Annotated in this window: 13 protein-coding genes; 10 read left to right on the top strand and 3 right to left on the bottom strand. The window is 46.4% G+C overall.

What is annotated here, in order from left to right:
* Positions 1–100: 100 nt before the first annotated feature.
* Together D5085_01180 and D5085_01175 are read left to right on the top strand one after the other, a co-directional pair.
* Positions 101–1,699 carry an ATP-binding protein gene (locus D5085_01180; protein QEP41881.1) on the top strand — a complete coding sequence of 533 codons (1,599 nt, stop codon included), beginning with the start codon at positions 101–103 and terminating at the stop codon, positions 1,697–1,699.
* A 176-nt stretch (positions 1,700–1,875) separates the two neighbouring features.
* Entirely contained in the window at positions 1,876–3,468 is a 1,593-nt protein-coding gene (locus tag D5085_01175; GenBank protein ID QEP41880.1) for an ATP-binding protein, read from the top strand.
* Positions 3,469–3,759: 291 nt separating this feature from the next.
* Here the strand turns inward: D5085_01175 and D5085_01170 are convergent, their stop codons facing one another.
* The 3 genes from D5085_01170 to D5085_01160 form a co-directional block, all read right to left on the bottom strand.
* Positions 3,760–4,287 (bottom strand): menaquinone-dependent protoporphyrinogen IX dehydrogenase, encoded by a 528-nt coding sequence (locus D5085_01170; protein ID QEP41879.1) that lies wholly within the window; start codon positions 4,285–4,287, stop codon positions 3,760–3,762.
* Positions 4,288–5,529: 1,242 nt separating this feature from the next.
* The gene (locus D5085_01165; GenBank protein QEP41878.1) at positions 5,530–5,715 is read right to left on the bottom strand and encodes a hypothetical protein; all 186 of its coding nucleotides are present in this window, start codon (positions 5,713–5,715) and stop codon (positions 5,530–5,532) included.
* A 249-nt stretch (positions 5,716–5,964) separates the two neighbouring features.
* On the bottom strand, positions 5,965–6,336 hold the full coding sequence (locus D5085_01160) for a hypothetical protein (protein QEP41877.1): 372 nt from the start codon (positions 6,334–6,336) through the stop codon (positions 5,965–5,967).
* 347 nt (positions 6,337–6,683) lie between these two features.
* On the opposite strand from D5085_01160, the gene D5085_01155 reads away from it, so the two are divergent.
* The 8 genes from D5085_01155 to D5085_01120 all read left to right on the top strand — a co-directional run bounded on the left by D5085_01155 (position 6,684) and on the right by D5085_01120 (position 15,750).
* Complete coding sequence (locus tag D5085_01155) at positions 6,684–7,763, top strand: hypothetical protein (protein ID QEP41876.1); 1,080 nt, start codon at positions 6,684–6,686, stop codon at positions 7,761–7,763.
* Between the two features lie 14 nt (positions 7,764–7,777).
* Positions 7,778–8,128, top strand: a complete 351-nt coding sequence (locus D5085_01150) for a hypothetical protein (protein QEP41875.1) — start codon at positions 7,778–7,780, stop codon at positions 8,126–8,128.
* A gap of 27 nt (positions 8,129–8,155) precedes the next feature.
* Positions 8,156–9,745, top strand: a complete 1,590-nt coding sequence (locus D5085_01145; GenBank protein ID QEP41874.1) for an ATP-binding protein — start codon at positions 8,156–8,158, stop codon at positions 9,743–9,745.
* The gene (locus tag D5085_01140; protein ID QEP41873.1) at positions 9,715–10,521 is read left to right on the top strand and encodes a DUF3696 domain-containing protein; all 807 of its coding nucleotides are present in this window, start codon (positions 9,715–9,717) and stop codon (positions 10,519–10,521) included. Before D5085_01145 ends, D5085_01140 begins: the two co-directional genes overlap by 31 nt.
* On the top strand, positions 10,514–11,461 hold the full coding sequence (locus D5085_01135) for a hypothetical protein (protein ID QEP41872.1): 948 nt from the start codon (positions 10,514–10,516) through the stop codon (positions 11,459–11,461). Before D5085_01140 ends, D5085_01135 begins: the two co-directional genes overlap by 8 nt.
* Positions 11,462–11,520: 59 nt before the next feature.
* Complete coding sequence (locus tag D5085_01130; GenBank protein ID QEP41871.1) at positions 11,521–12,162, top strand: hypothetical protein; 642 nt, start codon at positions 11,521–11,523, stop codon at positions 12,160–12,162.
* A 141-nt stretch (positions 12,163–12,303) separates the two neighbouring features.
* Complete coding sequence (locus D5085_01125; protein QEP45003.1) at positions 12,304–13,692, top strand: AAA family ATPase; 1,389 nt, start codon at positions 12,304–12,306, stop codon at positions 13,690–13,692.
* A 195-nt stretch (positions 13,693–13,887) separates the two neighbouring features.
* Complete coding sequence (locus tag D5085_01120; GenBank protein ID QEP41870.1) at positions 13,888–15,750, top strand: DUF3696 domain-containing protein; 1,863 nt, start codon at positions 13,888–13,890, stop codon at positions 15,748–15,750.
* Positions 15,751–15,883 lie beyond the last annotated feature (133 nt).

The following is a 15,883-nucleotide window of genomic DNA, read 5'->3' as shown; positions in this document are numbered from 1 at the left end:
CCGATATCGGTCGGGTTAGAGAGGAGAATCAGGATCGCTATCTGCTACAGTTCGGCGCCAAACCGCCGGTTTTAGGCGCAAAACCGAGAGGATGAGAGGAGTGGAGAAGTTTTTTAACACCGCAGGGCCGCAGATTGCCGCCGATCACTATACGCTCGACCCGATGCAGCGCGTTCATTGGGCAGAGATTCACCATCTGATTGACCAAAAACGCTACTTTCTGCTCCACGCCCCCCGCCAGACGGGGAAAACCACCACCCTGCTGGCGATGGTCGAGCGGCTCAATGCGGAAGGGCGTTATAGTGCCCTCTATGTCAACATTGAAATGGCGCAGACGGCGCGGAATCAGATCACGATTGGTAACTATACGGTTGCCAATGCCATTGCCCGATCAGCACGTCTCACATTGCACGATAGCTCACTGCTCGATTGGCTGGAGGCGCAGCCCCACCATGGGGAGAGTCACCACGGGCTGGTCTTTAATCTGCTAGAGCGGTGGAGCCTGCACCACCCTAAGCCGATAGTCCTGCTATTAGATGAGGTCGATGCCCTCATTGGCGATACACTGGTCTCCCTGCTGCGGCAACTGCGCACCGGCTACACCCAGCGCCCCCTTGCCTTTCCCCACTCGGTGCTGCTCTGTGGGGTGCGCGACTTAAAAGATTACCGCATCCACCAGAGCAGCGGCGACATCATCACCGGCGGCAGCGCCTTTAACATTAAGGCTAAGTCGCTCACGATGGGCAATTTCAACGAAATCGAATGCCGCCAACTCTATCAGCAGCACACCGAAGCGACCGGCCAGCCCTTTGAAGAGGGCATTTTTGCCGAGTTGTGGCTCGACACCGCCGGACAGCCGTGGCTTGTCAATGCCCTTGGCCACGAACTGACTTGGGAAGAGGTGGGACTCCGCGACCGCCGCCAACCCATCACCCTACGCCACTATCAGGCCGCCCGTGAGCGGCTGATTCAATCCCGCGCCACCCACCTCGACCAGTTAGCGCACAAGCTGCAAGAGGAGCGGGTGCGGCGAGTGATTGCCCCCTTACTGGCAGGGGTGGATGAGTTAGAGCAGCCGGTTCCACTGGATGACCGCCAATATTGCGAAGATTTGGGTTTAGTGGTGTCGCGCCCCTCGCTGCGCATTAGCAATCGCATCTATCGCGAAGTGATTCCGCGTGAGCTGACATGGATCACCCAGACCACCATCGCCAATCAGGAGCAGGTGTGGTACCTCCACCCCGACCGGCGACTGAATATGGTCAAACTCCTCAAAGCCTTCCAACACTTCTTCCGTGAGAACGCCGAGGGCTGGATTGAGCGCTTTGACTACAAAGAGGCGGGGCCGCAACTGCTGATGCAGGCCTTTTTGCAGCGGATTATTAACGGCGGCGGGCGGATTCAGCGCGAATATGCCTTAGGCCGTAAGCGCACCGACCTCACTATCGAGTGGTCGCTGGATGAGGCGCAGGGCTTCTTTGGGCCGGTGCAGCGGATAGTGGTCGAGCTAAAACTGCAACGGGGTGATTTAGAAGAGCTCATTGCCAAAGGTATCACCCAGACCCTCGACTATGCCGACGGCTGTGGTGCCGAGGAGTCGCATCTGCTTATCTTCAACCGCGACCCGAAAGTGAGCTGGGAGGAGAAGCTCTGGTACTGCCCCGCACGGGAGAACCAGCCCCATTTATGGGGGTGTTAATGCCGCTGCGCCGGCTGTCGATACTTAAACCAATCGGCCTTGTTCATCGCCCCGATTGACGGAACGGATGGCACCCATGGGCTGGATTCTTGGCAGCAGCCTCGGATCGCGATATTTTTTAGAGTCGCGCTATCCACCATCTACCGGTTAGGTGAAAAACAGAGAGGATGAGATGAATGGATAAATTTTTTAACACCGCTGGGCCGCAAAAGGCGGAGCTGAACTACACCCTGCCGCCACTTATGCGGCTCAACTGGGCGGAGCTGAGCTATCTTATCGACAGCCAGCGCTACTTTCTGCTCCATGCGCCGCGCCAGACCGGCAAAACCACCACCCTGCTGGCGATGGTCGAGCGGCTCAATGCGGAAGGGCGTTATAGTGCTCTCTATGTCAACATTGAAACGGCGCAGACCGCACGCAATGATGTGGGAGCAGGAATTAAAACCATCTGTCTGGCTATCGCGGAAACCGTGGCGATGGATCGGGGAGACAACCAGCTTCTGGCGTGGTTAAAACAGGAGGGTTCGGAAAAGACACCGCATCAGCAGCTACAAGCCCTGCTCAATTTCTGGTGCCAGCGCAGCGACCGTCCGATAGTCCTGCTACTGGATGAGGTCGATGCCCTCATTGGCGATACGCTAGTCTCCCTGCTGCGGCAACTGCGCACCGGTTATACCCAACGCCCGCACGCCTTTCCCCACTCGGTGCTGCTCTGCGGCGTGCGCGACTTAAAAGATTACCGCATCCACCAGAGCAGTGGCGACATCATCACCGGCGGCAGCGCCTTTAATATCAAAGCCGAATCCCTAACGATGGGCAACTTTAACGAAGTCGAATGCCGTCAGCTCTATCAGCAGCACACTGAGGCGACCGGCCAGCCCTTTGAAGAGGCGATTTTTGCCGAACTGTGGCTCGATACCGCCGGACAGCCGTGGCTTGTCAATGCACTGGGTCACGAACTGACTTGGAAAGCGGTAGAGCTCCGCGACCGCCACCAACCCATCACCCTACGCCACTATCAGGCCGCCCGTGAGCGGCTGATCCAATCCCGCGCCACCCACCTCGATCAGTTATCAGACAAACTGTGTGAACCGCGCGTGCATGGGGTGATAGCACCGATTGTGGCGGGCGAGGGGGATAGCATCCAGCAAGCCGCCGATGACCTGCAATATTGCGAAGATTTAGGGCTGATTCGGCGCCACCCGATGATCCATATCAGCAACCGCATCTACCAAGAGGTGATTCCACGCGAGCTGTCGATTGTGATGCAGCAGAATATCACCCACCAACAGCAGCAGTGGTACCTCACCGCCGAGCGACGGCTCGACATGGTCAAACTGTTGCACGGATTTCGGCACTTTTTTCGCGACAACGCCGAGAGCTGGGTTGAACGGTTTGACTACAAAGAGGCGGGGCCGCAGCTATTAATGCAGGCGTTTTTGCAGCGGATTATCAACGGTGGCGGGCGCATTAACCGTGAATATGCCCTCGGTCGGCGGCGTACCGATCTCATCATTGAGTGGCCGGTGGATGAAACGGCGGGCTTCTGGGGCGAAGTGCAGCGGGTGGTGGTGGAGCTGAAGCTGCAACGGGGCGACTTAGAACAACTACTGGCCGAAGGGTGCCAGCAGACGCTCGATTATGCCGATGGGTGTGGGGCGGAGGAGGCGCATTTAGTGATCTTTAACCGCAATCCTAAGGTCAGTTGGGAGGATAAGTTCTGGTACTGCCCGGCCCGAGAGGGGCTGCCGCACCGGTGGGGGTGTTAAACGAGTGGCTGAAAATAGACGCTTCGGCCTCATTCAGAGACGACTCGCCGAGTAAAACGGCTATGAATTCCCCCCTTCACGAGCTGCTGCAACGCTATTTAGATGCGCTCTCACCCGATGAGCGCCGATCTACTCTGGCTGAACGGCACCTCTGTTTGCGAGCGGAACTGCGGGATCGGATCTCCAACCGCCAGCGGCCTGGAGATCTTTTGGACTAATAATGAGCAGATCAAGCCTCTCCGTGACCATCGTCTCTGCATCCAGAAGTTGTTTTGATTTTTAATGGATAAGTTACATTTCATTAATAACTTGTCCGAAATCGTCCACTTGACTCCAATTCGTAAATTCTACATTGGTTTTGGGATCGGTTGGTCCATGGGTAACCTTCATAATTAACCTAATCATTAAACGATCAAAAAAACTATATTTCTGATATTCGATTTTCCCTGCAAAAACTGCAAGTTTCTTTGGTTTCCATGTAATTTGCGCAAGAAATTTCTGTAAGTAAGGGTTTGTGTTAGGTTGGCTTTTTTCCGGCTTTCTGGCAACGACATTTACAGAGAAAAATGCGTTGGGTTTGTGCTCAAATTTTTGTGCATTATTGTTTATGAATTTGTAAATTTCAGGGCTATGCTTCCCATACCGAATACTTGCACCAATAACAATTTTATCAAACGAGTTTAAATCAATTGAATCTGCTTCTGATATGGGTGATAAGGTGACTTGGTTGTTGCTATTTTCTATTATTTCTTGAAGTCGAGAACATATTTTTTGTGTGTGCCCATCAGTTGTGGAAAAAATAATTAAAATTTTGCTCATCAGTTTTCCTGTACTTAGTAATAAACCGATCTAGCTGTGTGCTTCGGTGTCTTGGGTATTTAATATCTGAACCGCAAACTCTATCAGACTGATTAACAGGCCGTACTGTTAATTGCTGTTAGGAATGGATATCCATTTTCAACGGAGCCTCCAAACTTAGTTAAGCTGCCTATTTTATACAACTCTTTCTCCTATGTACAGAGCGCAACCCGCTGTCCGCACATATAAATGATTGATTTAGAGTGTGCAACCCGCCTCTCGCGCTTCTCCTGCATCGGCCTTGTTCATCGTCTCGTGTGTGCCACAGCAATGCGGTTCGGTTCAAATGGAGTTGAGCCGTGCAGTATGAGAAGCTGCTAAAGTGATGGAGGAAGACCCTCCGAAGTCTGCCTGCAGGGGTCGGCTTCAAACCACCGTCGAGCGGCATTGGCTGAAGAGCGTTGTCGTGAGCATCGAAGGAAAGGCTCATCCAAGAGGTGAGTCGAAGTAAGGATCGGGAAGAGGAGTACAAACTAAACTGCCTATGCGAAATTTTCTGGCAAAATCGTCATTTTTTGCTCAAAATTCCCAAAATATGGGTTAAGCCCGTTTGAGTGTGCTAGCGCATCAAGCTCCGCTCTCTTTCTTTCTGCTACGCAATAGCCACACAGAATAATTTGATTTGAGGGCGCAATGGTTGCAATAGTGCGTTTCAAACCTGTCGTTACGAAATGGGGGCCTTGTTCATCTCTTCGTTAGCTCCCCTCCACCCCCTTCCCGCTGGGAGAGGCGGAGAGGTAAGGCGAGGGAATCATGCCTCATGAGGGTGACGAGACGATGAACAAGACCCGGGTTTCGTAGGGGCGGGTTTGAAACCCGCCCCTACACGCCGTGGATTACCGGAAGAGATGGTCGTTTAAAAAGCATGGTTTGAATCACACTTGGTTGGAGGGGCATAATAGACACTGCAAGCCTGACGGAACGATGAACAAGGCCTGACTGGGTAACGAGTAGGTAGTCAAAAATCCGGCAATTTTTCCTGACTACAGAGAAAAATGGGGCTACAGAGAGAATTGCGGGGGGAACGGCTATTTAGGGGGTAGTCGTAGTGGAGAAAATAAATAGGATATGAGGAATAAGCAACTAAAATAAAAAGGATGTTTTTGTTTTTTGGAGAGGATTTTGAGACTGGTAACTGGTGGCGCTAAGGCAACTCTCAAATCAAACTTTATCGACGAATTAGCCATAAATTACCACATTGATTTACTCTCCCTGTAAGTCTCTTTCCTCCTCTGTGTTATTGGTGCTCTTCTGCTGTCGCTGCTGCAACCGCTCTAGTAGTGTCTGTAAATCTTTCTGACTTAAGCGGTTGGCTATCTCATCTGGTGTCAAAACCCCCAAATGGCTGGCAACAAACTCTTTAGTAAACTGTTCCAGGGTATAGGCCATCTCAGGCTCCTCCTCGCTGTAGATTTCCAATAACTGCTGTATCACGCCATAGGCAATTTCGCTACGATGTTGACGATAACGCTGGCTCGCCTGCCGGACCCGCTCGGCTTGGTGGCTAAAGAGATGCCACAGGTCGTTATGCGGTTCGGTAGCGATTTGAGTCAGAACAATGAGTGTGATTGTATCACTGCCCCAGTTGAGGTGGTAGAGCCCCGGCTTGTCTCCTGTACTAAGATAAGCCGACAGATTCTACTGGTAGTGGTGGCTGACAGCGTAGAGTCCGAAATCGGACTGGGGTGGGCGTTTGCTACCTTCGCTGAGCTGTTTTCGGTAGCTGACATAGTAGCCGACTAACTCTTTGACCGACCAGTCGGTGAGCGATTCATGGTGCGATTTAAAGGTAATCAGATTGTGGGGACGCAACGGCTGCAACCCATCGGGTAGTGTATTGGCTCCCGCCCAATCTCTCGCCTCGAACTGCTCAATCACCACCACATCGAGAAATTGTGACACCTTGGCGACATCGATCTCTACCTCAACCCGGTAGGGGCTATCATGAAATTGCTCTTGTACCATCAGCCCGAATAGGCGGTGCCATTGGCGTCGGCGCTGGGGTGACAAGGGGAGGGGGGGGATGCGTTGCTCATGGCTTAATTGTAGGGGATAACAAGGGCTGGTTTCTAGTGAAAATCGGATAGTGTTGGTTAGGCTATTGGCGCATATCGATTCATCAGGGCTCTTTAAAATGAAATGGGTCGCTATATTAAGCAGAATATCCGGATAGCACGACCTCTAAAAAGTAACCATTATTATCCATACATAAAAACATTTACCCTTAATGTCATAGATGCTTAACTTGAATTGTTTTGTAATTAACTGAAATAAAATAAGAAATATTTTTTATTAACTTGGCAAAGAGATTGCTGTTGAGGAGAGTGTCATTCAACTTAGCCTCAGGAGACGATGCCATGTTAATCAATGCCGTTCAAGCCGATATTGCCCCTTTAAACGAGCTAGTTCGCTTTGAGCAGAACATTCAGTCACACCGCTTAACCGCAGCGGTGCGGGTGACTATCGATAAGAAAGGCAAAGAGCTTCAGCTGTGGCATGATGGTACGGTGTTTCGTGGCAAAATAGATCGTCCTTTAATCCATCAATTAGGGGGAAGAGCGTGGGGTCAATCTGCCTATACCACGATTGAGCAGCGTTGGAACAACCTGTTCCAGCAGGATCCCCGCCAGCTAGAGCAGGAGCTATCGGCACTGTTTGCACAGCACGAGTTGCTGATCCGCTACTATCGCGATAGTCGTGGCGCGAATCAGATCTATGGTGTCGTGACCGATAAATTTGTTGAAGTGAATCAGCTCGCCTTTCGGCAGCAGTTTTTAGAGCAGATCCGTGACAATACCGCACTGGTTCCGCAGAGTTATGGTATGAAGCGGAATCGTAGTGGCGATGTGATTGAGTCCTTTAAGTTTGATATGCAGGGGTTTCAGACCGAATATCGCTACGGGCTCATTTACGCCAAAAACAGCGGCTATGATGCCTATAAGGTGAGCTGGGGGCGTATGGTGCTGATTTGCACTAATGGGCTGAAAGCGTGGCGAGGAACTAATTTTCGCTGGAAGCATACTCGCGAAATTGATCTAACCGATTTTATTCAAACCACGGTAAATGATGGCATCGGCAATCAAAAATGGTTGGAAGATCGCATTGGTGCTGCACGAGGCCATGCGCTAAACTCTGGCTCAATGACCGAGTTAATGGGGCGGTTATCGCTAGCTAAAGCTTCAATTGAGCGGGTGAATAGTCGTCTGCGCGTTGAGGCCAATGATGTGGGTTACAATGAGTGGGCATTGTCGCAGGCGCTCACCTGGCTCGGTAACCATGAGCGCTATATCTCTAATTGGGGTAAGCGGCAGTTGATCGGTTTGGGAACCGATATTTTGGAAAATTCGCTAGATCAGGTGCTAAGTGAAGAGTCACGGCGTTATGTTGATGGTTCGTATGGGTTGCTATTGCCGCAAGATTTTCGGCGGGCTGCCTAATTTAGGAAGATATAATGGCCAAAGATATGCATTTGATAATCTCCTTGTATGAGGAGGCGGAAGCGCTATACCAACAGGGAAAATCTGAAGAGGCGGCTGAGGTATTACGGTTTCAGTATCGTTTCTATATGGAAGAGGCCGAGCTATACGGCGATATACATGGACTTTCTGAAAATTATGTTCAAAAAGGGGAGAGGCTGTTGGCAAAAATTGAGGGGCGTGAGTATATAAATTATAGGTTAGAAGAGAGGGATGTTGGTAATAGGTCGATTGGTTTTACCATCTTGGTCTGGAGCGTTTTTGGGGTCGTTGTTTTATCAATATTAGCCGTATTATATGGCCTGTATCAATGGCTGTTTAGTTGAATTTTTGGGATTATCGGGTAAGGAAATATGAAGAAGCAGCACGATACAATCAGTTTCAATAACTTTAAGAGCTTTGGTGAGAAGATGCAGACCTTCTCCAAAAAACCAATTACACTGGTCTATGGGCCGAATAGCATGGGTAAGTCGAGTCTGCTGCATTTTTTGCTTTATATTGAGTATATTCGGCGGGGTGGGGAACAGAGTTTTACTTCATACGGAAGCTGTTTTGCTGGTGATCTGTTTGATATTGGTGAATTTAATAATTTTGTTCACGGTAAAGATATTAATCGTAAAATATCGTATAAAATAACTTTTAAAAATATAGAGAAAATTTCTCAAATATATGGAGTTGATTATAAAGATGTTATTGATGCTGGTGATGCAGGTTTTTTTGAGCTAACTGATGAGGAAATTTCTTTAAAAATAAAAGATTATATAAAAATTGTTAATAATGATGAGTTCTCGGTATATTCTTATAAAATAAGAAAAATAATAAATATGAAAAAGTTTCAGGTACTTAATGATGTTAATAAGACACTAAAGCACCCTTTTTATAATTTTGATTCAACTATTAAATTTCTTGAGAAATACCAGAGGATATCAAAAAGATCAAGGAGAGAATTATTGTCGCATAAAGTCATGAGAGATGTGTTAAGAGTTTTTATTGAATTGGGTGGATCTGATATAAATAATAAAGATGAAATAATTAATAATTTACCTGATTGTTTGCGTGATATTTTGTTTAATAAAGAGAATCAAAAAAATGAAGAAATTATTTCGGAATTGAAAAATCTTTTTTCAAGAAAATGTAGAGTAATAAATTCAATTTGTTTTAAGTTAAATAATTGCAATTTAGATATGATTAAAAAAAATAAAAAAAATAGCAATTTTTTTAATTATATTGGTTATTATATAATTGATTCAGTCTCGAAGTTTGTTGAGTTTTTTAAATGTAATAAAGCAAGTAAGCTTATAGTTAAAAACAAAGCTTTTGAAGAGCTTTTTGAGAAAGAGGAGGCGTTGCTAAGTTCCTTTGATTTAGTGGGGTTTGTTTGTGAAAAGAAAAGTTGTACTTTGGTGGATGTTTTTTTGTTGAAAATAATAGAGAATTATTTGGTTTGGTTTGAAAACATTTTCCATGGAAATGATGAGTTAATTGAAAAATCAATAATTGAATATATTAATGCTCTTAGAAAAGTTAAAAATTATAATAATATATCTTCTTTTTTTGAAATTTCACAAAAAAGTGTTGGGATCAGTTTGGTTAATAATTGTGATAACATCTGGTCTGCCAAGGATGGAAAGTTTTCTAGTGAATGCTCTAAAATGTTAGAAAGTAACTTTTTTATAATGTCTAATTTGATTAGAGATATAAATAATTCTTTTTCCGATGCGTGTTATTTTTCTCGAAAATTTTTTAATAAAAAAATCACTTCAATAATCATGCGACATGAATTCCTTTCAAGAAGTATAATTGAGGTAGTTTTGAATTTTTCCAATATCAGTCTTAGTGTCCAGTATATAGCACCCCTTAGATATTACCCAAAGAGAAACGAGTTGACTTATTCGTTAAGCAACCATAAAAAATGGCCGGCTATATTTTTTTTTCGGTGTTAAATTTATTTGCCATTAACTCAAAAAATGAATTTTTAGCTAGATTGTCGCTATATATGAAATCTATTTCTTTTATCGAATGGTTAAATTCTAAAACTAATTTTAACCATAAAAAAAAGGCTTTAGGTTGGGCAAAAAATAGTCAGCAGATGTGGGAAGGTTTTGTTAAAAAACCTGAAATCGTAGAGAGAATAAATCATTGGCTATCTAATGATAAAAAGCTAAAAAGTCATTACGAAATTATCGTTAATCGTAAAAAAGTACATAGCCTGTGGCGCAAAATACTTTTTTTGGAACCTCTGGAGAAAGCTACAATCACCTTCCTCGACAAACGCACCAAAACCGAAGTCACCCCCCGAGAAATGGGACTTGGTATCTCGCAAGTGCTGCCCGTGCTGATTGCCGCCAAAACCCTAAAACAGAGCAAAATCTTCATCGAACAGCCCGAACTCCATCTCCACCCGGCCTTACAGTGCGAAATTGCCGATGAGTTTATCCGCAGCTACCGCGAACAGGGTAACGAGCTGGTGATTGAATCGCATAGCGAACACCTGCTGCTTCGAATCATGAAACGAATGCGCCAAACCGCCGATGGTACGCTGAGCAAAGACGATCCGTTAGCAATTACCCCCGATGACATCTGCCTGCTCTATGTCGATCACAACGGCGAATCGACCTACCTCAATGAGCTTGAACTCGATGACGATGGTACACTACTCGACCCATGGCCGAATGGCTTTTTTGAAGAGAGTTACCGCGAGCGCTTTGACGATGTTTAAAGAGATCTGCATTACACCCCAAGTCTTTGATGCTGCCAGATTACAAGAGGAGGCGCGTTGGAAAGATATTAAAATCCTGCTCGATAGTTTAGCCCAAAGCGGTTATATCGTCGGCCTGAACAATAAAGAGTGGGCCAAAAGGGTGATGACGCGAGTGAATACGCTGCCGGCTTCAATTCGCGAGCGGCTATTAGGCACCATAGCGATACTGCGTGATCGGGATCGCATTGTCGGCCATCCTAAACTGACAACGATAAGCTATGGCGAAAACGAATCGGACTGGTTTTCTATTGCTCTGACACTGCACCAGTTGCGTCCTTTCTATAAAATCATCGCTAACGACACCTACCAGCCCGATGTGATGGCGCTATCGCAGCTCGATAGCATCAATATTAGCGAAGTCTTTGGCTTAACCGGTAGCCACCACTGCATTAAAAGCCAAGAGAATCTGCATGAAATCCTGCTGCCATTCCTCTCTTATGCCAAAAAGCTAACCATTATTGATCCCTACTTCTACCTAGAGCTGCCGCGTTACCAGACCTCACTGCGGGTGATGGCCAATAATTTTCGTGAACGGCGTGGCCTGCGCGAGGGCGGGCGAATCATAATTCACTGTAAGTGGGAAGAGAAGAAGAGCCACCTGGTGTCGCGCTGGCAGCAGTTTCTTAATAAAATGGGCTATGAAACGGCACACCAAATTGAACTGTATGCCTGGGAGCGAAAAGAGGATGAGCTTAAACTGCATGAACGCTACATCATCACCAATCAAGGTGGATTGGTCAGCGGTGCCGGTACCGATAAAGACGATTTTCAGCAGTCGGAGTGGAGCATCAAGGATTATCGTGAATTAGGCGATATTTTGCCTCAATACCGGTCTAACTCCTCGCCGTTTCAGCTCCGGGTTCGGGTCGATGCCGAAAGTGTCGAGATGTTTAACTAAAATCAGGAGTTACCGTCATGAGATGCAGAATCGGATTGTTTATACTTCTTTCTGTGGTGATGCTGCCGCTGCAAGCGCAACAGTTCTCTGCCACCGGTTATGGTGAAACCGAGAGCGCAGCCTGTTACGAAGCGACGCTCAATACGCTATCTGAGGCCTCGCTATTTTATGGCGTTTCAGTCACCGGTTTAAATCAACTGCATCGTGCTGCGGGCAATCGTGGGGTACAATGGAACGTCGAACAGCAGCGGCAGTTGGCGCACCAGCATCAGCTCTCGATGGCGAATTTACGCGAGCAGGTGGAGTACAGTCATGAATTTAAAAGGTTTCGTTGTCAACTACAGGCGGCGGTTACACCACTGCAATCGCAAGCTAACCCTACTAAGCGGGATTCATCACAATCAACCACGCTGTCGCCAGAGCAGGTTGTTAACCATATCGGTAAAGAGGTTCGCGTCTGTGGCCGGATTGCGCAGGTATCACCCTTTAGTCAAGGAAGCTACCTTAATCTGGAGCGGCGCTACCCGAATCAGCCCCTGACCTGGGTGATTTGGAGTAACAAACGGGTCTATTTCGAGCGGCAGTGGGGTGACTTGGCAGGGTTAGCCGGACAGCGGTTTTGTGCCACCGGAATGGTGGCTCTCTACAAGGGTAAACCGCAAATGAGCCTGAACCACACCGATCAACTCTTGCGTTATTGACGGTTAAGTTTCAGACGGATAAAAGGAGCAGCAGCAACTGTGACCATTACCCGATTAATTTGTTGGGTGGGTGACCACGACCTTAAGGGCATAGAGTCGGAGGATAATCGAGGGCCGATTTTCGCTTCGCTTGCCGATCTGATGCCAGCGTTACAACAGATTCTGCTACTCAGTAACTACCCAATAGAGCGAACCCAACGCTATATTGACTGGTTACAGCCACAGATCGATGCCGAAGTGGTGCTGCAGTGGCATGATGAGCAGATGATTCCGGTCGATTATGCCGCCATCTATTTAGCTGAAAAGGCGGTGCTAACCCCTTTGATTGATGATCAGGCGCAGACTGCGGTGCTACTTAGCCCCGGTACCCCAGCGATGCATGCGGTCTGGCTGCTGCTGACCCAGACCCGGTTTAAAAAAGTTACCTTATTGGCATCGTCACTGCAATTTGGGTTGAAACAGGTGACGCTACCGTTTCAAATTGCGGCTGAGTTTACGCCGCTATCGGATCAACAGCTGCACTCGTTGAGTGATTTCGATACCACCTCTGCGACACACTTTAGCGACATCTACGCCCAAAGTCGTGTGATGCAGGAACTGAAGCTGAAGGCAGCTCAACTAGCGCAACGCTCAATTCCGGTGCTGTTGCTAGGAGAGACCGGTACCGGTAAAGAGCTATTTGCCACTGCCATTCATAACAGCAGCCCCCGGGCCGATAAACCCTTCATTGCCCTCAACTGTGGCTCGATTCCGCCAGAGCTGATCGACTCAGAGCTGTTTGGTCATGAAAAGGGGGCTTTTACCGGCGCGAATGTACAAAAAAAGGGGATATTTGAGGCGGCCAATGGCGGCACTATTTTTTTAGATGAGCTGGGCGAATTACCGCTCGATGCTCAGGTACGGCTATTGCGGGTGTTTCAGGAGAAGAAGATCCGGCGAGTCGGGGGTGGGGCAGAGATCGGTGTCGATGTTCGCCTGATTGCGGCAACTCACCGTGATTTAGCGCAGCGGGTGATGGAAGGAAAATTTCGCGAAGATCTGTTCTATCGGGTCTCTATTGGGGTGTTAACCCTTCCGCCTTTACGCCAAAGGGAGGGGGATCTACTCTATTTAGCCGAGCGACTGTTGCAGCGCATTGCCAAAGAGGAGCAGCTAGAGAGTAAAAAACTTTCTGTTGAGGCCACAAATATTATTTTAAGTCACCCATGGCCGGGGAATGTGCGCGAGTTGGAGAATACCTTAATTCGTGCCACGCTATGGCAGCGCGGTGAGATGATTACCGCGGAGGATTTGGCTCAGGCGATATTGCTGCGGCCGCAAGCACAAAGTAGTGATGGTGTGTTGGGGCGGCCACTGGATGACAATTTCAAGGTATCTCAGGTACTTGAGGAGGTTGAACGCCACTATATTGAGCGGGCGTGGCAGGAGTCGGGGCAGAGTAAGAAGGGGGCTTCTAAGCTGTTAGGCTATAAGGATACCAATCAGACTTTAACTAAACGCATGGCGCGTTATGGAATTAGCGAGCAGTGAGTATAGTTGGCATATTAAGTGCTTTATCCGGCATACCAAAGCAGCAGAGAGTCTCCTACGGCTTGAGCCCTCAGTCGTTAGCCTTATTCGCACTCTGCTGTGTGGAACATACTGCGGATAGGGCAGAGGGTTATTTTTTATTCGGAAACCGGATGGGTTTGCGTACACACTCAAAATTGGAACGGGAACAGAGCAATGGCTATTAAGTCGATTACAATTGAAAATTTTAAAGGCATTCGTGAGCCGGTTAAGTTTGAGCTGGCACCGATTACGCTGCTCTATGGGCCTAATAGTGCTGGCAAAAGTACGCTGTTGCAGGCGCTGGCTTATCTTAATGATGTGGTGAATCATCAGGAGTGTAATAACCGCTATACCCGTGTCGGTGGCACTTCGATGGATTTGGGTGGGTTTGCCAATTTGGTGCATGGGCATGATTTGAGTCGGTCGATTAAGTTTGGGATTGAGATTGATGCTTTGTGGAATTGGGATCTATTTGTTGAAAGTACAACAGGTGGATATATGAGTTTTGTAAGAGAGAAGCGTTCGGGAAAGATTTATTTTCCTCATGAGAAGCGTCCGAGAGAGATCCCTAATGAAAATGCTGCTGAAGAGATAAAAAATTACCCTCTTCTAAGCGCAAATACAGTAACAGAAGGTTTGATTATTGAATTTTCAATTAGTTGGGAAGAAAAAGAAAAGCGTGCATTTTTGTCACATCTTAAATTTATTGCAAAAAATGAAGTTGTCGTAACAATTAGCACAGAAGGAGGAAATGACCCTGACCCTAATTGGATAGAGATTAATTTTTTTCATCCTTGGTTCCTATTAGAAAATAAGCGCTACTTAACTAAAGACTCAAGAGATAACATTGGTTGGAAATACTTATTTGATGGTATAGTCTATGAAGATAGTCTATGGAAGAATGTTAATAAGGAGAAAATTCTATTTCCAGGTTTTTCTAAAGATTATGTCGGTGCTGATGTATATCGAAATGTAATGCTCCATTTTTTTGACAAGCTAAATGAAATTAGTGATTTTTTGGATCATCCTCCAAATAAAAAATCAGTAGCTTATGAAGACTTTGATAATCCTGATATTCCTAGTTTTTATTATGAGGAAGTTGATGTTGAACCAGATGTGTTGAAAAATTATATTGATATAGAGAATCGTTATAAAGAAATACCAATTAAGCATAAATATACTAATGCGCTGTTTTACTATTTTTTTAATACTCTTTTATCAGGGTCATTTGAAGAGGTATCTAATTTTTTAACAGAAGCAAAATATATTGGTCCTCTTAGAAAAGTCCCAACACAAGAACAGATTCAAGAACAATACAGTCATGAAAATTGGCATAATGGTATTGCAGCATGGCAGTCATTAAATCAACTAACAGATGAAAATTTGTCTATTGTAAATCAATATCTATGTGATACAGATAAGTTTAATTGTGGCTACCGGATAAAAAAATCAAAAGTTCTTGCACTTAATATGGAAGTTGAAGGAGAGCTGGAAAAGATCGCGAACGGTGAAAATAATATCGATCTGCCAAAATTAATTGAACAAATCAATCGTAGTGGCCGTTTTCAGCAAATTTTAAAGCTGATAGATGTTAGGCGAGATGTAGAGGTAAATGTCAGCGATGTGGGGACAGGTATCTCGCAAATCGTACCGATTATTGTCGGGCTATTAAGTAAGGGAAGTCCGATTTTTATGAATGAGCAGCCTGAATTACATATCCATCCGCGTTTGCAGGTTATACTAGGAGAGTTGATTGCAGGTAAATTATTAGATGACGATGAACAAGCAAATAATAAACAACAGCGGCTATTTCTGTTTGAAACCCATAGTGAGCATTTGTTGTTACGCCTGTTACGGCGTATTCGTGAACCGATAGAAAATGGTAATCAACTGAATCCAAAAGACATCGCTGTGTATTATATCGACACCAAAGACGGCGCCACTACCGCCCAACGCCTGCGTATTGACGAAGAGGGGGAATTCATCGATGATTGGCCGAATGGCTTTTTTGAAGAGCGAGCCGATGAGCTGTTTTAATATCTATTGGAACTAAAACTATAAAGAGAGAGAAAAAACTAAATGAACTTAGCCCTACTAATACAGAAATTGGAAATTCTACCCGAATATAAACAGGTAGAATCTCTCGATTTTGATAGCGAACGGAGCGATA

Source organism: Ectothiorhodospiraceae bacterium BW-2, from assembly GCA_008375315.1.
GTDB lineage: Bacteria > Pseudomonadota > Gammaproteobacteria > Thiohalomonadales > Thiohalomonadaceae > BW-2.
Note: the sequence above shows the minus strand (reverse complement) of the source record. Positions and strands in the feature narration are given on the sequence as shown.